This window comes from Flavobacterium sp. PL02, from assembly GCF_035013205.1.
In the GTDB taxonomy this organism is placed as follows: domain Bacteria; phylum Bacteroidota; class Bacteroidia; order Flavobacteriales; family Flavobacteriaceae; genus Flavobacterium.
In genome coordinates, this window is record NZ_JAYGJP010000001.1 from 1,508,748 (window position 1) to 1,526,345 (window position 17,598).

A 17,598-nucleotide genomic window follows, 5' to 3' on the forward strand; every position below is an offset into this window, starting at 1 on the left:
CCTGTTTAAGAGGTGTTTATTTAAAAATAACAGAAATTGTAGTACAGTTTTCACTTAAGTATTAACAAATTCACAATTATATAAAAAATATATACCTTTGTCATCAAATCAGTTTATAATGAATATCAAAAACAATACCACGGCTTTAGAAGCTTATTTCCAAGATTTTCGTAAAAATATCATTGGAATCGACCAGGAATTTACCTCTCCTTATGGTAAAAAACAGATAATTTATACCGATTGGACTGCCAGCGGACGATTATATAGACCGATTGAAGAGAAAATTATAAACCAATTTGGACCTTTTGTCGCAAATACGCATACTGAGACCACTGTGTCAGGTACTGCCATGACAAAAGCGTACCATCATGCCAGAAATATCATCAAACGTCACGTTAATGCCAATCAGGATGATATTTTAATTACTGATGGAACAGGAATGACTGGTGTTGTTAATAAATTTCAGCGTATTTTGGGTTTGAAAATCCCTGAAAACCTAAAGGATTTTACAACTATACCAGCTGATAAAAAACCAGTTGTTTTTATATCTCACATGGAGCACCACTCAAACCAAACGAGTTGGTTAGAAACGATTGCTGATGTTGAAATTATTCCTGCTTGCGAAAAAGGACTTTTTAGCCTTGAAAGTTTAGAAATTTTATTAGATAAATATAAAGACAGAGCTTACAAAATAGCTTCGATCACTTCTTGTTCTAACGTAACAGGGATAAAAACACCCTATTATGAAGCGGCTAAGTTAATGCACCAACATAATGGAGTTTGTTTTGTAGATTTTGCGTGTTCTGGACCGTATGTAAAGATAAATATGCACCCAGAAGATCCAGAAGCGTATTTGGATGCGATTTTCTTTTCTCCGCACAAATTTTTAGGAGGCCCTGGAACATCGGGAGTTTTAGTTTTTAATAAAAAATTATACAAAAACATGATTCCGGATTGTCCTGGAGGAGGAACTGTAAGCTGGACAAATCCTTGGGGAGAGCATAAATATATCGATAATATCGAAGACCGTGAAGATGGCGGAACTCCTGGCTTTTTGCAAGTTATAAAAACTGCTTTGGCAATTGAGCTAAAAGAACAAATGGGAGTAGATAACATGCTACAACGTGAGCATGAAATCGTAGATTATGTGTTTAATGAACTAAATGATATCCCGAATATTAAAATCTTAGCAGGACAACATCAGGAACGTTTAGGAGTAGTTTCGTTTTTTATCGAAGATTTACATTTTAACTTAGGTGTGAAAATTTTAAATGACAGATTCGGAATCCAAACCAGAGGAGGTTGCAGTTGTGCAGGTACTTACGGGCACTTTTTGTTACATGTTGACCAAGAAACATCTAGTAAACTGATTGATCAAATTACTATTGGAGATTTAATCCGTAAACCGGGATGGATAAGAATGTCAATACATCCTACAACTACCAATGAAGAGATTGCTTTTGTTTGCGAAAGCATCAAAGAATTAGCCAAAAACCATAAAACATGGGCTTTGGATTACGAATACAATAAAGAAACCAATGAGTTTATTCATGAAAATGTAACTTCATTCGAAGACGAATTAGTCGCAGGTTGGTTTGCATCATAAAACAAAAAAATAGCTTCAATTGAAGCTATTTTTTTTTGATTTTTTTTAACCATTAAGATATTAAGGAAAATTAAGAATGCTATTAGAAAGGCAAGTTTTGATTATTGAATCTCGTAAAGCAGCCAAGTCGCAGTTTTTAAAGAACATTTTAAGAAATTTAAAATAACAGTAAAAGCTTAATTTCTCTTAATTTCTTAATGGTTTAATTTATTATCGATCAACCATTTTACGCGTCTAATAATCGGCGGTGATAGTTTATTTGTCCTAAATGATAGGCGAGGTGAGTGGTGAGATGTGTTAGGATAAAATCGGTAGAATTTTTACCTTCAAAAACAAATACAGGAAATTCATGTTCCAAATCTTCTTCGGATAAATTACTTAAAGCGGCATCAACAACACTAATTGTCTCTTCAATTTTAGTAATTAATTCTGTTTTTGGGATGTTTTTTAGAGAAAACTCTAATTCTCGATGTCTTATATAACCAGAATTACCCAATGCAGCGCCTATATAAGTGTTTAAATTGCCAATTAAGTGTAAACATAGATTACCACCCGAATTTAGAATTTGTTCGCTTACGAGCCAGATTTTAGCTTCGTTTTGATAAGATTCTATTTCGAGTTTTAATTTATTAAGATCTCGGTTAAAAAGAGCCCTTAATGTCTCGAGATGTGCCATTATTTCTTAGTTTGATAATTATGAAGTGATAATAAGGCTTGTTCTTGTATTTTTTTCTGAAAAAAACCAGTCCAGCCCAATAAGTATCCTGTAATACCAAATGCTTGTTTAGACCATTTCCAGACATCAAATGTATCGGTATGTTTGATGATTAAGCCATCCTGAAACTGAAATTCGGCAGAAATACTATTGATTACCTTTCTGTTTGTTTTGCTAAAGTTGTAAGTAGCAACCCAATGCGCTGAACCTACAAAATCATCGGCTTTTACATCCGAGAATTCTATTTTTATGTTTCCTTTGCTTTTTTTAAGTAGCATTTCCCACATTTTAGAAACCTGATTCTCTTTTAATAAACCAAAAGCAGGATCACGAAATTGTACTTTAGGATGGTAACATTCGCTCATTTTGGCTGCGTCGGCATTGGCAAATGCAGTATAAAATTTCGTAATTGTGGCTTCGTTTGCAGTCATTTTTAATCTAATTAGAATATAAATGTACAGAATTATTGACTATTTACTCCAAAAATAAGCTTATAAACCTTGAATTTCTGTTGCAGTATCAAAGCTTTTTTTAGTTTTGTCAAATTTGGTCGAAAAATAAGACTTCTTATTTACGGCAGTAAAATTACCAATTTGGCTACTAAACTTATTTGCAGTCCCTGTTATATTGAATCTAATAGATTGTATATCAGTTTTCTTTAGTTTATTCATTTCAATAGCCGAAAGATTGTAATAATTTGCCGTTTTATTTTCGGCAGCTTCAGTATTTTTTTTATCAATACATACAATAATCGTATTGTCTACTAAGTAAATATAGGCAACGCCTGTAATTTGTAATTTAGGATCTGTTGTGGCAACACTAAGTTTTAAGAGACCTCCCGTTTCTGTTTTTGCAATTTGCACCTTGGCTTCGCCAGATAAAGCATAATTTTCGCAGATAAAATCCCAAGATTGGGTAGCTGGATATGTTTTTCCTTTAAAATTAAGCGACTCCTGAGCATTAACCAAAATGGATAAGAAAAAAAAGGGTAAAATCAGTAGTGTTTTATAATTCATATGTAGATAGTATTTATTTTTTAAAGGAATATGGAATTTGCATATCTTCATTGGTATTTGCGACCAATTTTCGGTAATGCTCATTTCATAAGGTTTTATTTTTCAATTAAATTCGACTCGAATGTTTCGTCCCAGTCCAACGATTTTATGGCAGAAATCAGATTGTCTTCGTTTACATACACGCGAAGTTCTTTATTGGCTACTTTTTTTTCATATAAAGCTCTGTATCTGTAGATGGTTTCATGTTTGGTTTTATAAACACCATCTAATTTAAGATCTTTAAATGCTCCGTACCATTGTCGGAATTTCTGGCATGTTTTTGTCAATCGTTCTTCTGTTGTATTTGCCATAACCGATGGCGTAACTTCAGTTTCGTTAAAAGGCTTAAATTTTGAGGTATTACAAGTCAATAAAACTCGTTTTCCTAAATCGTAGGCCTTTTTTTGTTGGCTATTATCTACTTCTGTAGGTAAAACTTTTGATATTTTTAAATCCTCTGTTTTGTTTCCTCCTGTTTTAGATTTGCAACCAATCAACAGAAGCAAACTTAGAATAAATAGTACTTTTTTCATCGTTCTTTATGTTATTTTTAATACTAAATTGGGATTTGGGCAGTTGTTAGCATAATAATCTGCGTCGATTTTACTGCAAACACCTGGATAATCGCCAAAATTATCTCCAATATTTTTTATAATCTGAAAGTGCAAGTGTGGTGCATAATCCCCATTTACATTTGATTCTCCTAAAGTGCCCAAAATTTGTTCTTGAATAAAAACATCTCCAACTTTAAGATTCTTTATACTTTCTAACGATAAATGCCCGTATAAAGTATAGAAAATATGATTTTCGATATCATGTTTCAGGATAATTGTAGGGCCATAATCACCCAAACCAATATTGTTTTTAAAACTATGCACTGTTCCTTTAAACGCTGCCAATACTGGAGTTGAGGCTTTTATCCATAAATCGACACCAATATGAATATTACGTTCTGGTGTAGCAGAATTATTGAAATTTTCACTTCGTTTGTATAGATTGCGTTCCTCTAAATACCCGCCAAAAGCAACTTTTGCATTGGCGTGAGCTAATAAATTATCGATATAATTCTCAAAATCGGCAGCAGTTTGTGGCTTGTTGTTTGCTAAATCCTGATTTGTGATTGATAAATCCAAAGGCATATACTGAGCATAACCGATTGTTGCATCGATTACTTTTGCTGGAGCTAATTTTTTTAAAGTAGTTTCTAAATCAGGCATATATTTTACTTTTTTTAATTTTCTATTTAACACTTTGTGGAAGGAACGCGGATTAAGCGGATTCGCTAAGGCGAAAACGCAGATTATAAACGGATTTTTTCCGTACAGATGCTTTGGGATTAGTAAGGGATTGGGATTGTTTTTGAAAATCCGTTTAAATCCGCGTTCCTTCGTAGACAATAAACAACTCGTTAAATAAATTTACCGCTAAGCTAGTTTTTCAATAATTATCAATTCATTGTGCTCTTCGATTCGAGGAAGCATTTTTACAGTATGTTGATCATTGTTTATCTCCGAAATATATTTTTGGTTTCGCACATTATGCTTCTCATCCAGAATCATAGTATTGAAAAGTACAAAACCGCTATTTTTTAAAAGATCACAAACCCTATTACTGAAGAAACTTTCAAATAAAAAATTTGGCATCGTAGTATCTTCAAAAACATCAATTATTATGAGGTCGTATTTTTTATTTGTTTTTAGTACAAATTCAAAAGCATCATCAATAATAACTTCGAGTTGTTTTATTTTATTTAGATTAAAATATTTATTGGCAACCTGAATCATTTCGGGGTCAATTTCGACTCCAGTGATTTTGCCTTTGTATTTTATTTCATCGACCAATGTTTTGATTACACTTCCTCCGGCAACACCAAGAAGTAAAATATGTTTCATTGGAGTAATCTTTTCGAAACCAATATTTTTTAAACCATATCTTAGAATGCGTTGCAAACTTCCGTAAGAGTAATTGGTATTTTCGGAATCTAGGACTAATTCTCCGTTTGCCCAAGTAACTTCAATTGCTTTACTGCGGGCAGATTTTTTTTCAAATATTTTTATAGGAACCAGGTAACTGAATATTTTCTTAATCATTCGTATGCGTTTTTACCAAATTTAAGATTTAAATTATTTATTTTGCAGGTTAAAATAAAATAATGAAGAAACAATTATATAAATTCATCTTTCTGAAGTTGATGGGATGGAAAATTGTAGGGGTTGAAAATGCTGAGGTTAAAAAATGTGTATTAATGGTAATGCCACATACAAGTAACCATGATTTTTATTTAGGAATTTTTACCCGAGGTATTTCAGGATTAGAAATGAATTGGGTTGGAAAGAAGGAATTATTTAAATTTCCTTTTGGATATTATTTTAGAAGTGCAGGAGGAGAGCCGCTGGATCGTTCAGGAGGTTTGAACAAAGTCGATTCTATTGCAGCCATTTTTGATAGAAAAGAAACTTTTCGATTAGCAGTTGCTCCAGAAGGAACTCGCAAAAAAGTTTCGGAAATTAGAACAGGATTTTATTACATCGCTCTAAAAGCAAATGTGCCTATTGTTCCTGTTGCTTTTGATTGGGGTAAAAAAGAGGTTAATCTCGGAAAACCGTTTTATCCGACAGGAAATTATGAAGCTGATATGGAAGTTTTAAAACAACATTATAAAGGCGTAGTGGGGAAAATTCCAGAAAATGGATTTCAATTATAAAAAAATGCTCAGTGAGCTTTCTTTTGGATATAAAAAAAAACACAATTTTCTTTAGTGGTATCGGAAATTGTGTTTTTTATTTAAACGAGGTGCTCGTTTATTTTTTTTTGACGTCTTTTTTCTCAAAAAAGCCTTTAAAAAAGCCTTTTTTTACTTTTTCTTTATCGTCTTTTCCAGTAGCTACAAGATGATCTACATATTCCATGTACGTCTTGTTGCGTTCCTCCAGAAAACCTATCAAATATTCTTCAGAGGCTTTAACTCCGCTAGCTTCCTCAATATGTATTAACTTTTTATACAAAGGCTCTATAAACTTTACTATAATGGCTTCAGGAACAGATTTTCTTGTTCCAAAGAATCCCGCAATTTCTCCATCTGAATCGGCAATTATTTTAAAATCGGTAATTACCCAATAGTATCTACCGGTTTTAGACATGTTTTTGATAATAGCATGTATGTTCTTGCTTGCTCTAATATTATCCCACAAGAATTTAAAAATTACTTTAGGCATATCGGGGTGTCGTATAACATTGTGAGGTTGTCCAATTAGTTCAAACTCATCATAACCTGACACGTCTATAAAGGCTTCATTTGCATATAAAATTGTTCCTTTTGTATCTGTTTTACTTAGCAGTACTTTAGTTTTGTTCCAATCAACTTCTCTATCAGATGGAGTCGGGCGAGTAGTTCTTGTTTCCATAAATTTTTATTTTAAGTTAATATATGAGTTGGTTTTTTTATAAAAGGTGTGATATTTTTTATAAAGTAGTGCTTAGTTAAATTCTTTTTCTAAAGTTGCTAATAGGTCATTTATTTTCTGGAAAACCGTACCTAATTCATCTTCTAGCCAATCAGGCAGCGTATCATCATTTACTAATCTCAAATGTTGGATATCGCTTGCAATATGAATGATTTTCTTGTATTGAAAGTCGAGGTTTTTAACGGTTGCATTGGTGCTGTGTTTGCTTAATAATTTTTCAACTTCTTTGCCAAAACCAGTTTCAGATACTACCATATCCCTTGGATTTAGCGCGATGTTGTTTTTTAAAAAATCATCAAAAGATTTTTTCCAGGTAATCAGTGTTTTATTTGCTGATTGAAAATCATATTCTGCCATAAAATAGAGGTTAAGGTTACTAATTGATTTGGAGGGAAATAACAAATACGCCTAAAATTTGGAAATAAAAAGTTTAATTCGCCATATGGTTTGCCGATTTACCGTGGATATCATTGACCAAGCCATCTATTTTTTTTGTATTTTCTTTAATCATTTCAAAATAACCAAGGAGTTTCTCATTGTCGGTTTGCCCTTTAGAAACTTCGATTAAAGTGAGTACGGAGTGTACAGGTGATTTTAAATCTTGTGACGTTTTATAAATAAAACTATTAAATTCATTGTTTGCAGAGAGAGAACTATATTTTGCCGATGCCAATTTGATATTTTCCAATTCGTATTCATCAGAAATTTTAGAAATATGATTTTCACTATGTTCTTTAAAATAATAAGACCAATAGCCATTCATAAAAAATACAACAGCAGCAAGGACAACGTGAATGATAAAAGTTTCTATATCAAAATTAACTTGCGAAAAATATATTTGAGGACCATTAGCATCATTGTAAACAAAATTTTGCAAGTAAGCCAATGCTCCATGATGAAGTACAACTAAAAGCGTAAGCGGAATTTGTAATTTCCAGTTCTGATAAATAATCAAAATCGTACTGGCGATAAATACTGTAAAATGCATTTCGAACAAACCATGCATTTGGTAAATATACTGCGCCATAAATATAGCCAGAACTACAGAGAGAACGTATTGATAGAATTTAGATTTTTTGAGAAAAAATTTTGCAGAATAATAGGCGATGAGATTAAGTGCTCCAACACCGACTCCAATTTCCCATGTATCATATTTAAATGCCAAAGCTATTCCGAAGAGGAAATAGAACGCAAGAACATAGTTGATAATGGTATCAGATTTTTGTGTCATCGTAGACATAAAATTGTGCAGGTAATCTCGTTCATTCAAACTTGCTTTTGTTTTCATAGTAATTAGAAATTGGTTAAGGTTAGATTTATTTAGTACATTTAGGTAATGAACATCCATAAGCTTTAAGGGCCAAAGCATCAAAAGAAGGTTTGTTGTTTTGGATTAATAAAGAATCAATTGCCATTTGTGCATAATTAGTATTTGCATCAGTGCAATATCTTGTCTTGTTATAATTTCCTCGATAATATAAATTTTGGGAAGCATCAATAAGAACCGCTTGAGGTGTAGAGAACACACCGCATTTTTCAGCAATATCATTATCAAAGAAAACAGGAACCTTAGAATCAAATTTGTCTTGAATTTCTTCTACTGTGAAATTTTTTACTTTGTTGAGAACTACGATATTGAAATTAATCTTATCTCCATATTTTTTTATTAATTCACTTACATGTGGCACGTTAAAACGGGAGCATGGACAATCGGGATTAAAAAAATGGATGAAAACAGGTTTATTTTTAGTAGTAAACTGTTTTCCTAGATTAATGTGAGATCCCATAGCAATATCGTGATGATTTTTTGGGACGGGTGTAGGTAAACTGTATTGGTATTCATTTTGCCAGAACAAAACTAAGATGGCACCGAAAAGAAATGAAAACCACACGGCAAGAAGGAATTTTTTCCTCATAAATTGGTTGTTTTTTTGGTTGAAAATATAGAATTAAACACTTGTTAATTATTTTCATTATAAAACACATTTAGTTAATATGAATAAAAATATCATATTTAAATACTATTTAAATAGATAATAATAAGATATTATTGTTAAAATATGTTTTTCTTAAGCCGTATCAATGTTACAAATAAAATCGATAAACAACAAATAAAATGGACAAATTGCGATAAAAAAAGCAATATGTAAGAATAGGATTAATTATAGGAAAATATCGTACAATTTTAGGTTAAACAAAAAATACTTTGTTTTAGAAGTAGCTTTTGCAAACAAGTCTTGATTTTGCAGTAATAGTTTGAGAGTAAGACAGAAGAGAGGTAGTGTAGAGGATGTTTTTTTCTGTCTTACAAAAATCGAAAAGGGCTCGCTTATTTTTAAGGAGTGTAAATTTTAAAAGTTCCATTTTTATAAAAAAGCACAATTTTTTCTATTTCTTCGGAAGAAGAAGAATTAGGAATTACGTTTTTTATTTCAGGAGTATTTTTTTCAATTGGTTTTTTCTCCGTTGGATTTTCTATCTCTAAGAATATATCTTCGGGGATAAAGCTTTTAGTTGGAAAAATAGGAGCGATGGGTTTTTCAATTTCTTGTGGAATTGAATTTGTAACCACTTCGATATTTTCACTTTTAGGAAAAGTACCTTTTCCGTTCAAGACCCAATACAAATCTACATCGGGAAAAATCTCAATAATTTTTAATATAAAATCTAAGCTAGGTTTGTTTCTGCCAGAAAGTAGGTGAGACATACTAGAGCGTTGCACCCCAATTTTGTCTGCGAAAGAAGAAGCATTTAAACCATAATAATCTAGTATGGTTTCCAATCTTTTTATAAAATCCTCGATGTTTACCATTGTAAATTGTGTTTTAAATTAAGATGGTTTACAAATGTAACTAAAATATACCGAAGCACCAATTATACAATTGTAAATTGCCTAATTCTAGCTATTTTACTGACTACATGGCTTTATGTGATGTTGTGTAAGTTATTAGTATTTAGTGTTATAAGTATGTTTTTGTAAATAGGTAACAAATGTCACCAAAACCAAGGGAAATGGAGGTTATTTCGAGAAAATAAGCGTTTACAAATGTAGATTATGGCAAAATTTAATTGTTTACAATTGTAAAAATAAAGATGTTTACTTTTGTAAACCAAACAATACGACATGAATTTAGAAGAATTATTTAGCTTACATAAAGAACAAAGTATTCAAGGAAGGTATCTTACACTAGATGCAATTACTCCCTTATTAGACAAATTAAATACTAATAATCAAGTTAAGATTATTGGTAAATCAGTTTTGGATCAACCTATATATAGTTACGAAATTGGGTCTGGTAAAACACGAATTTACCTTTGGTCGCAAATGCATGGAAACGAAAGCACGACCACAAAAGCCTTATTTGACTTTATTAATGTCTTAAATAGCGGTTCAGATTTTGCAAATAAAATGCTAGAAACCTTTACTTTTTATTCCATTCCTATACTAAACCCCGATGGTGCGAAGTTATATACCCGAGAAAACGCTAACAAAGTCGACTTAAATCGTGATTCACAACAGTTAACTCAGCCAGAGAGTAAGGTATTAAGAGCTGCTTTTGAAGCGTTTAAACCTCATTATTGTTATAACCTGCATGATCAGCGTACTATTTTTGGCGCAGGAGACACAGGAAAGCCTGCTACGGTTTCGTTTCTGGCACCTGCATATAATGAAGAGAGAGAGATAAATGAGTCCCGTACAAAGGCTATAGATCTGATTGTTGCTATGAATGATGTTCTGCAGCAGTATATCCCTGGGCAAGTAGGGCGTTTTGATGATTCTTTTAATATTAATTGCATAGGAGATACGTTCCAATATCTGGGAGTGCCTACAATTTTATTTGAGGCGGGGCATTATCCGAATGATTATGAAAGAGAAGTTACTAGGAAGTATATATTTTTCGCCTTAATTACTGGATTTAAAGCACTAAGCGAAAACGATATAGTTGTCAATGGAATTAATAAATATTTGAATATTTCACAAAATAAAGTCGTTTTTTATGATTTTATGTATAAAAACATCAAAATAAATTATGATGGTATCGAAATAATCACGAATTTTGCCGCACAATACAAAGAAGAATTGATTGAAAATAAAATTTGTTTCACTGCTTATATTACCGAAGTTGGTGAATTAGAAAATTATTACGGTCATTTTGAATATGATGCTAAAGGGGCAACATATACTGATGATTTTAGTAATATTCCGAAAACAAGTCAGAAAGCAGATTTTTATTTAGATAAAAACATAAAATTTGTTAATGGATTGATAAAAAGTTAGTTTTTTTGTCATTTTGTTATTTTTTATATATATTTTTATACTTTGTAATAGCAATTAGTAATATTAATTAAAGAATTATGAGTAAATTTCGTTTGGATGAAGTAGATCACCAGATTTTAGACATGTTGATAGACAACACAAGAGTACCGTTTACTGACATTGCAAAAAAATTATTGATATCTGCAGGAACAGTACATGTAAGGGTGAAAAAAATGGAAGATGCCGGAATAATAATGGGATCTTCATTAGCCTTGGATTATGATAAATTAGGATATTCATTTATAGCTTATGTAGGTGTTTTCTTGAATAATACATCTCAAACAAAATTTGTTTTAGAGCGTATTAATCAAATTCCATTCGTAACAGTAGCATCTGTAACTACAGGAAAATTCAATATTTTCTGTAAAATAAGAGCAAAAGACACGAAACATGCTAAAGAAGTTATCTTTATGATTGATGATATCGAAGGAGTTTACAGAACAGAAACTATGATCTCGTTAGAAGAAAGTATTAATGATAAGAAGCGTTTGATGCATACTATTTTTAAAAATATGTAATTGACCTTGAATGCTATATTGAATATAACCTCAAGTTTTTCTTGGGGTTTTTTTATGAAAAATTAACTATTAACAACCAACCAACTATAACACATTATGTATACGCTTCCTAAAATTGAACGTTTTAATCAAGACGTTCTTTCTAAATACCATATTTACAATAGTGTCTTTATTACATTACCATTTGATTCTATTGATAATACTGGGGTTTTGCTTCCTTTATTTACCGAAGTTTGCGAAACAGGCTTCAAAAAACAAGAAACACCTAAAGAAATTGTGAATTTTTTCTCAGGAAAGTATTTAAATAATGCTTCCGAGAAAGATAAAATCGACTTAATGTTTCGATTTATTCAATATATCGAGCGTCAAATTGTATTGTTTGATGCTATCGAAGACGCAGCATTTCCTACTGTAAACAATATGGAAGGAAGAGGATCGCTTCGTGATATCAAAGAAAAGTCTGATGCTAAAGAAAAAGAAGATGATTTAGTAGAGTTTTTAGAAGACTTTAATGTTCGTACCGTTTTAACTGCGCATCCTACACAATTTTACCCAGGGCCAGTATTAGGTATTATCAATGATTTAACCGATGCGATTCGTGCAAATGATTTGCTTAAAATCAAGAAATTACTTGCTCAATTAGGAAAAACACCATTTATACAAAACGAAAAACCAAATCCTTACGACGAAGCGGTAAGTTTAATTTGGTACTTAGAGAATGTATTTTATGAAACTTCGGGCGAAATAGTGCATTACCTTCAAAGAAACATCTTTCACGGAAAATCAATTCAAAATCCATTGATAAAACTAGGATTTTGGCCAGGAGGAGACCGTGACGGAAACCCATTTGTAACCACTGCAATTACCTTAAAGGTTGCAGAACGTTTGAGAACTTCGATTCTAAAATGTTACTATGTAGAGATACGAAACCTAAAAAGAAAACTGACTTTTGCGGGAGTAGATACATTAGTTTCAGATTTAGAGTTTAAATTATATCGTTCTGTTTTTTATTCAAAAGGGGAAATTTACATTACTTTAGACGAGTTTAAAACACAATTAAACAAGATAAAAGATATAATTATTGATAAGCATCAGTCGTTGTATTTAGACGAATTAGAGGCGTTACTTATAAAAATTAACTTGTTTGGTTTTTATTTTGCAACACTAGATATTCGTCAGAATAGTAAAATACATGATGCTGTTTTTAAAGATGTTGTAACATATTACTTAAAGTCTGACTCTACAGTTTTTCCTGCTAATTATTATGATTTATCAGAGAACGAAAAGATAGCAATCCTTTCAAAAGTAAAAGGAGATCTTAACTCTAATGTGTTTGAAAACGAAATTACAAAATCAACAATAGAGTCAATTCAAGCTATTAAAACCATACAAGAAAATAATGGCGAGTATGGAGCAAATCGCTATATAATTAGTAATAACGAAAGTGCGCTGAATGTAATGGAGACTTTTGCATTGATTAGATTAAACAATTGGGAAAGTCCAACGGTTGATATAATCCCACTTTTTGAATCTGTTGATGATTTACAAAAAGCCCATAAAATTATGGAGCAATTGTACACAAATCCAGAATATGCAAAACACCTTGTAGAGAGAGGAAACAAGCAGACTATAATGTTAGGATTCTCAGACGGTACAAAAGATGGAGGGTATTTAATGGCAAACTGGAGTATATACAGAGCTAAAGAAGCGCTTACTGAAATCTCAAGAAAATACGGAATTAAAGCTATTTTCTTTGACGGACGTGGAGGACCACCAGCTCGTGGAGGAGGAAAAACGCATAAGTTTTATGCTTCATTAGGTCCAAAAATCGAGAATAACGAAATTCAGATTACAATACAAGGGCAAACAATTAGTTCAAATTTTGGAACATTAGATTCTTGTCGCTATAATTTAGAGAATTTATTAAGTGCCGGAGTTACAAATCAGGTATTTAGTAAAGGTAAAAATGAGTTGACTGTAGATGAAAAAGATATATTAGATCAACTAGCAGAACTAGGGTATCAAGAGTATTTAAGCTTTAAGAATCATCCTAAGTTTATTCCTTATCTGGAAAAAATGAGTACTCTAAAATATTACTCTAAAACAAATATTGGTAGCCGACCATCAAAAAGAAGCAAGTCAGAGAATCTGGATTTTGCCGATTTACGAGCTATTCCGTTTGTAGGTTCTTGGAGTCAGTTAAAGCAAAATGTACCAGGTTTCTTTGGAGTAGGTTCAGCTTTAAGACATTTTGAAGAAACAAACCAATGGGAAAAAGTTCAGGATTTATATGATAATTCATTATTCTTTAAAACCTTGTTAGAAAATAGTATGATGTCATTGGCAAAATCATTTTTACCATTAACAGCTTACATGAGGAAAGACCCTGAATTTGGAGAGTTTTGGCAAATTATCTACGATGAATTTTCGGAAACTAAACGCCTTTTATTAAAAATTGCTGGACATAAAGAGTTAATGGAGAATTATCCTGATGGTAAAGCATCAATTCAGATAAGAGAGCGTATAGTATTGCCATTGTTAACAATACAACAATATGCTTTGTTAAGAATTAATGAATTAAACAAGCAAGATAAAGTCGATGAAGACCTAATTAAAGTTTATGAAAAAATAGTAACGCGTTCGCTTTTCGGAAATACAAACGCAAGTAGAAATTCAGCTTAAATTTAATTATTATGTTAGGATCACAATTATTAGAAAACGAGTATTCTGGAGGATTTACAACTTATATCCGCGAAGCAGGAAATGTTAATTTGATTGAAGAACTAGAAATTTCTTTGCATGATTTTATAAAGTTTGTTCAGAATATCCCAATGGATAAATTTGATTATCGTTATGCCGAAGGAAAATGGACAATCAAAGAAATCATTCAGCACATAATCGACACCGAACGTATTTTTGCATATCGTGCTTTACGTTTTTCTAGAAACGATAAAACAGGATTGCCAAGTTTTGATGAAAATGATTATGTAGATAATACGAATGCAAACGCAAGAAGCATTCAGGATCTATTAACGGAACTTTCGGCAGTAAGACATTCGAATTTATTGTTCTATAAAAGTTTATCAGAAGAGCAGCTCAAACGAATTGGTACAGCATCAAATAATCAGATATCAGTTAGAGCTTTAGGGTTTGTTATTATTGGACACCAAAAACATCATCAAAAAGTCTTTCAAGAAAGATATTTGTAGCTAATAAAATGCTACAATTAAATATTAAAAGTCCTGTGAAATAGTAATTCACAGGATTTTTTTTTGGAGCTAATCCTGCTTCCCGATAGTTATCGGGACACTATATCTTTTTATTTTTAAAGGAAAAATAAAAAGGATGCCGTTCCCATCAGGGCTAAGGATTATCCTAGTTTCTAAAAGATTTTGTGATTAAAGTTTCAAATTTGTCCTCCTGAGTCGAGTCGAAGAGTAATTGCAATTTGTCTTGTTTTTGTTGATATGCGAGTAGTTTGTTTCCTTCGATTCCGCTAGAAAGTCTTAAAGGAACGTAGATGATACGGATTTGCTAAAGCAAAAACGTTGATAAAACGGATTTTTTAAGCGAATAAAAATGGAATTCGTCTCAATTTTGATAGATAATTTTCTGTAAACTTGCTTTTTTGAGTGCGATAAATCTCTGTAAGAAACACAATAATCTTTGTCAAAGTTCAAAACTTTGACAAAGATTTAGAGGTGTAATAGCGCTTAATGAGTACGTGAATTCATCATATTTTAATAATTCTTCTCAATAATCGCCAGGCCTAAACGTATTTTATCATAAGAAATTTGCTCTTCAAAAAAGTCATAATAGGGTTTTAGTGTTTCAGGATTTTCAAGTTTTACTTGGGCTTTTCTTATCTGGATAACTTCGGCATCAGAAACATAATCAGATAAATTAATATCATGCCCATCAACATATAGCTTGGCTAAGTGAGATGCAATTGTCGAAATACCAAGTTTTCTTTTTGCTGCGATAGCCTCAATAGAAATTCCTTCCTGAAATAACTCTAAGGTTACTTTATATGTGCTGCTTTCCTTTTTAGATTTTGCCTTTGGAGCTTTTTTGTTTTTGAAAAAATCGATTATAGCATTTACAAAATCGGAACCATACTTCTCGAGTTTGGCTTTTCCGACTCCGTCAATTGCGATAAGTTCATCATCGCTCATTGGTCGTAATAATTCCATTTGCCTTAAAACAGCATCACTAAAAATTACATAAGCTGGGACTTCTTCTTCTTTAGAGATCTTGTAGCGCAATTGTCTGAGTATTTCAAAAAGAGAATTTGGCTTAGCTTTAGTAGTTTTTTCTTGTATTTCAATTTGCTCAATAGCTTTCTTAACTACGGTTGTAAGCTGAACTTTTTCTCCTTCAAACAATACTTTTTTGGCAAAAGGAGTCAGTAAAATTTTATTATGCTGGTGAAAAGCAATTTCGCAATAGCCTAAATTTATCAACTGAATCAAATATTGGTTCCAATCGTACCAAGAAATATCGGCACCAATACCATAAGTTTTTAAATTCTGATATTCGTTTTCGTAAATATGAGCGTTTTTAGAACCTCTAAGAAAGTCGACAATTACTGCTAAAGTTTCTTTTTCTTGTAAACGTGTAATGGCTGATAGCGCTTTTTGAGCAATAACGGTTCCATCAAAAAACTTAGGAGGATTTTTGCAAATATCACAGTTACCACAGTTTTCATTTACTAATTCACCAAAATAAGAAAGCAAGATTTTTCTGCGACAGCTTAAAGCGTCCGCATATTGTTTCATTCGTTCTAATTTTGCAAGTTGTACTTCGGCGTTTAAACCTTCAGAAGCAAATTTTTGCAACTGAATAACATCGCTGTAACTTTCGAACAAGATAGTTTCTGATGGCAAACCATCACGACCAGCTCTTCCGATTTCCTGATAATAACCCTCGATATTTTTGGGTAAATTGTAATGTATAACCCAACGCACATTTGATTTATCGATTCCCATCCCAAAAGCAATTGTAGCACAAACAACCTGGCAATCGTCGTTTATAAAATCATCCTGAGTTTTAGAACGTAGTTTATTATCTAGACCTGCATGATATGCTTTGGCGTTAATTCCTCTTTTTTGTAATTTTTGGGCAAGTTCTTCGGTTGTTTTTCTGCTTAGGCAATAAACAATCCCAGATTCGTGAGGTTTCTTTTCGATAAAATCTATAATTTGTTTTACTCTGTCGAGAGCAGGACGTACTTCCAGACTTAAATTTTTTCTATCAAAAGAAGCAACAACCGTTTTCGGGTTATTTAAATTTAATTGTTTTGTAATGTCGGTTCTCGTCGCTTTATCGGCAGTTGCCGTTAATGCAAGGACAGGAGTAGAAGGGAAGCGATTTTTTAGATATCCTAAATTAGTATAAGCAGGACGAAAATCATGTCCCCAAGCCGAGATACAATGCGCTTCGTCTATTGCTATTAAGCTTACCGTTAATTGATTGAAAATGATATCTAGATAAGATAAGCTTTCGGGAGCTATGTAAACCAACTTTATAGTGTTAGATTTTAAGCTTTCCATATAAAATTGTTGCTCTTGCTCAGATTGGCTACTGTTTATAAAACAAGCAGCAATTCCGTTTGCTTTCAAGCTATCGACTTGATCTTTCATCAAGGCAATAAGTGGAGAAATAACGATTGTAATTCCTGGTAATACTAATGCCGGTAACTGAAAACAGATAGATTTTCCGCCACCAGTAGGCATAATTGCTAAAGTATCCCGACCAGAAAGTATTGTATTTATAATATCTTCCTGGTTTGGTCTGAATTTTTCAAATCCAAAATTTTCTTTTAGCTTGGCGTGTAATATTTCTGTTTTCATTGGCTTATATTTTTGTAGGTAATTTGCTAAATAAAAAAGGAACTCATAATATGAGTTCCTTTTTTATTTT

General features: G+C 32.0%; 18 protein-coding genes. 6 read left to right on the plus strand and 12 right to left on the minus strand.

The features are described 5' to 3' along the window. Nucleotides 1–118: 118 nt before the first annotated feature. Nucleotides 119–1,606 carry an aminotransferase class V-fold PLP-dependent enzyme gene (locus SHI72_RS06395; protein ID WP_323489407.1) on the plus strand — a complete coding sequence of 496 codons (1,488 nt, stop codon included), beginning with the start codon at nt 119–121 and terminating at the stop codon, nt 1,604–1,606. 226 nt (nt 1,607–1,832) lie between these two features. Here the strand turns inward: SHI72_RS06395 and SHI72_RS06400 are convergent, their stop codons facing one another. The 6 genes from SHI72_RS06400 to SHI72_RS06425 form a co-directional block, all read right to left on the minus strand. Further along, entirely contained in the window at nt 1,833–2,282 is a 450-nt protein-coding gene (locus SHI72_RS06400) for a DinB family protein (protein ID WP_323489408.1), read from the minus strand. After that, the gene (locus SHI72_RS06405) at nt 2,282–2,752 is read right to left on the minus strand and encodes a nuclear transport factor 2 family protein (RefSeq protein ID WP_039114226.1); all 471 of its coding nucleotides are present in this window, start codon (nt 2,750–2,752) and stop codon (nt 2,282–2,284) included. Before SHI72_RS06405 ends, SHI72_RS06400 begins: the two co-directional genes overlap by 1 nt. 60 nt (nt 2,753–2,812) lie before the next feature. After that, nucleotides 2,813–3,421 (minus strand): hypothetical protein, encoded by a 609-nt coding sequence (locus tag SHI72_RS06410; protein ID WP_323489409.1) that lies wholly within the window; start codon nt 3,419–3,421, stop codon nt 2,813–2,815. 11 nt (nt 3,422–3,432) lie between these two features. Then, on the minus strand, nt 3,433–3,909 hold the full coding sequence (locus SHI72_RS06415) for a hypothetical protein (RefSeq protein ID WP_039114224.1): 477 nt from the start codon (nt 3,907–3,909) through the stop codon (nt 3,433–3,435). Between the two features lie 6 nt (nt 3,910–3,915). Further along, nucleotides 3,916–4,593: a peptidoglycan DD-metalloendopeptidase family protein gene (locus SHI72_RS06420; RefSeq protein WP_323489410.1), complete on the minus strand. Its 678-nt coding sequence runs from the start codon at nt 4,591–4,593 to the stop codon at nt 3,916–3,918. Nucleotides 4,594–4,800: 207 nt separating this feature from the next. Continuing rightward, nucleotides 4,801–5,466 (minus strand): spermidine synthase, encoded by a 666-nt coding sequence (locus tag SHI72_RS06425; RefSeq protein ID WP_039120090.1) that lies wholly within the window; start codon nt 5,464–5,466, stop codon nt 4,801–4,803. A 62-nt stretch (nt 5,467–5,528) separates the two neighbouring features. Between SHI72_RS06425 and SHI72_RS06430 the strand changes: the two genes are divergently transcribed. Beyond that, entirely contained in the window at nt 5,529–6,080 is a 552-nt protein-coding gene (locus tag SHI72_RS06430) for a 1-acyl-sn-glycerol-3-phosphate acyltransferase (RefSeq protein ID WP_039120091.1), read from the plus strand. 97 nt (nt 6,081–6,177) lie between these two features. Here SHI72_RS06430 and SHI72_RS06435 read toward each other — a convergent pair whose 3' ends face one another. The 5 genes from SHI72_RS06435 to SHI72_RS06455 all read right to left on the minus strand — a co-directional run bounded on the left by SHI72_RS06435 (nt 6,178) and on the right by SHI72_RS06455 (nt 9,652). Beyond that, nucleotides 6,178–6,780: a PAS domain-containing protein gene (locus SHI72_RS06435; protein ID WP_039114220.1), complete on the minus strand. Its 603-nt coding sequence runs from the start codon at nt 6,778–6,780 to the stop codon at nt 6,178–6,180. A 72-nt stretch (nt 6,781–6,852) separates the two neighbouring features. Continuing rightward, nucleotides 6,853–7,197 carry a hypothetical protein gene (locus SHI72_RS06440; RefSeq protein WP_039120092.1) on the minus strand — a complete coding sequence of 115 codons (345 nt, stop codon included), beginning with the start codon at nt 7,195–7,197 and terminating at the stop codon, nt 6,853–6,855. 73 nt (nt 7,198–7,270) lie between these two features. Further along, nucleotides 7,271–8,128: a hypothetical protein gene (locus SHI72_RS06445; RefSeq protein WP_039114307.1), complete on the minus strand. Its 858-nt coding sequence runs from the start codon at nt 8,126–8,128 to the stop codon at nt 7,271–7,273. A 28-nt stretch (nt 8,129–8,156) separates the two neighbouring features. Continuing rightward, the gene (locus SHI72_RS06450) at nt 8,157–8,756 is read right to left on the minus strand and encodes a TlpA family protein disulfide reductase (RefSeq protein ID WP_039114218.1); all 600 of its coding nucleotides are present in this window, start codon (nt 8,754–8,756) and stop codon (nt 8,157–8,159) included. A 419-nt stretch (nt 8,757–9,175) separates the two neighbouring features. Continuing rightward, nucleotides 9,176–9,652, minus strand: a complete 477-nt coding sequence (locus SHI72_RS06455) for a helix-turn-helix transcriptional regulator (RefSeq protein ID WP_323489411.1) — start codon at nt 9,650–9,652, stop codon at nt 9,176–9,178. A 312-nt stretch (nt 9,653–9,964) separates the two neighbouring features. On the opposite strand from SHI72_RS06455, the gene SHI72_RS06460 reads away from it, so the two are divergent. The 4 genes from SHI72_RS06460 (at nt 9,965) to SHI72_RS06475 (ending at nt 14,885) form a co-directional block, all read left to right on the plus strand. After that, nucleotides 9,965–11,119 (plus strand): M14 metallopeptidase family protein, encoded by a 1,155-nt coding sequence (locus tag SHI72_RS06460; RefSeq protein WP_323489412.1) that lies wholly within the window; start codon nt 9,965–9,967, stop codon nt 11,117–11,119. A 77-nt stretch (nt 11,120–11,196) separates the two neighbouring features. Continuing rightward, entirely contained in the window at nt 11,197–11,676 is a 480-nt protein-coding gene (locus SHI72_RS06465) for an Lrp/AsnC family transcriptional regulator (protein WP_007805990.1), read from the plus strand. A gap of 96 nt (nt 11,677–11,772) precedes the next feature. Further along, nucleotides 11,773–14,358, plus strand: coding sequence for a phosphoenolpyruvate carboxylase (locus SHI72_RS06470; RefSeq protein ID WP_039114215.1), 2,586 nt, complete (start codon nt 11,773–11,775; stop codon nt 14,356–14,358). Nucleotides 14,359–14,369: 11 nt separating this feature from the next. Then, nucleotides 14,370–14,885 carry a DinB family protein gene (locus tag SHI72_RS06475; RefSeq protein WP_323489413.1) on the plus strand — a complete coding sequence of 172 codons (516 nt, stop codon included), beginning with the start codon at nt 14,370–14,372 and terminating at the stop codon, nt 14,883–14,885. Nucleotides 14,886–15,416: 531 nt separating this feature from the next. On the opposite strand, the gene recQ is transcribed toward SHI72_RS06475, so the two are convergent. Then, entirely contained in the window at nt 15,417–17,528 is a 2,112-nt protein-coding gene (gene recQ, locus SHI72_RS06480; RefSeq protein ID WP_323489414.1) for a DNA helicase RecQ, read from the minus strand. Between the last annotated feature and the right edge of the window lie 70 nt (nt 17,529–17,598).

Coding starts and splice junctions, on each gene's coding strand:
- SHI72_RS06395 (WP_323489407.1), top strand. CDS start 119: ATGAATATCAAAAACAATACCACGGCTTTAGAAGCTTATTTCCAAGAT.
- SHI72_RS06400 (WP_323489408.1), bottom strand. CDS start 2,282: ATGGCACATCTCGAGACATTAAGGGCTCTTTTTAACCGAGATCTTAAT.
- SHI72_RS06405 (WP_039114226.1), bottom strand. CDS start 2,752: ATGACTGCAAACGAAGCCACAATTACGAAATTTTATACTGCATTTGCC.
- SHI72_RS06410 (WP_323489409.1), bottom strand. CDS start 3,421: ATGAGCATTACCGAAAATTGGTCGCAAATACCAATGAAGATATGCAAA.
- SHI72_RS06415 (WP_039114224.1), bottom strand. CDS start 3,909: ATGAAAAAAGTACTATTTATTCTAAGTTTGCTTCTGTTGATTGGTTGC.
- SHI72_RS06420 (WP_323489410.1), bottom strand. CDS start 4,593: ATGCCTGATTTAGAAACTACTTTAAAAAAATTAGCTCCAGCAAAAGTA.
- SHI72_RS06425 (WP_039120090.1), bottom strand. CDS start 5,466: ATGATTAAGAAAATATTCAGTTACCTGGTTCCTATAAAAATATTTGAA.
- SHI72_RS06430 (WP_039120091.1), top strand. CDS start 5,529: ATGAAGAAACAATTATATAAATTCATCTTTCTGAAGTTGATGGGATGG.
- SHI72_RS06435 (WP_039114220.1), bottom strand. CDS start 6,780: ATGGAAACAAGAACTACTCGCCCGACTCCATCTGATAGAGAAGTTGAT.
- SHI72_RS06440 (WP_039120092.1), bottom strand. CDS start 7,197: ATGGCAGAATATGATTTTCAATCAGCAAATAAAACACTGATTACCTGG.
- SHI72_RS06445 (WP_039114307.1), bottom strand. CDS start 8,128: ATGAAAACAAAAGCAAGTTTGAATGAACGAGATTACCTGCACAATTTT.
- SHI72_RS06450 (WP_039114218.1), bottom strand. CDS start 8,756: ATGAGGAAAAAATTCCTTCTTGCCGTGTGGTTTTCATTTCTTTTCGGT.
- SHI72_RS06455 (WP_323489411.1), bottom strand. CDS start 9,652: ATGGTAAACATCGAGGATTTTATAAAAAGATTGGAAACCATACTAGAT.
- SHI72_RS06460 (WP_323489412.1), top strand. CDS start 9,965: ATGAATTTAGAAGAATTATTTAGCTTACATAAAGAACAAAGTATTCAA.
- SHI72_RS06465 (WP_007805990.1), top strand. CDS start 11,197: ATGAGTAAATTTCGTTTGGATGAAGTAGATCACCAGATTTTAGACATG.
- SHI72_RS06470 (WP_039114215.1), top strand. CDS start 11,773: ATGTATACGCTTCCTAAAATTGAACGTTTTAATCAAGACGTTCTTTCT.
- SHI72_RS06475 (WP_323489413.1), top strand. CDS start 14,370: ATGTTAGGATCACAATTATTAGAAAACGAGTATTCTGGAGGATTTACA.
- recQ (WP_323489414.1), bottom strand. CDS start 17,528: ATGAAAACAGAAATATTACACGCCAAGCTAAAAGAAAATTTTGGATTT.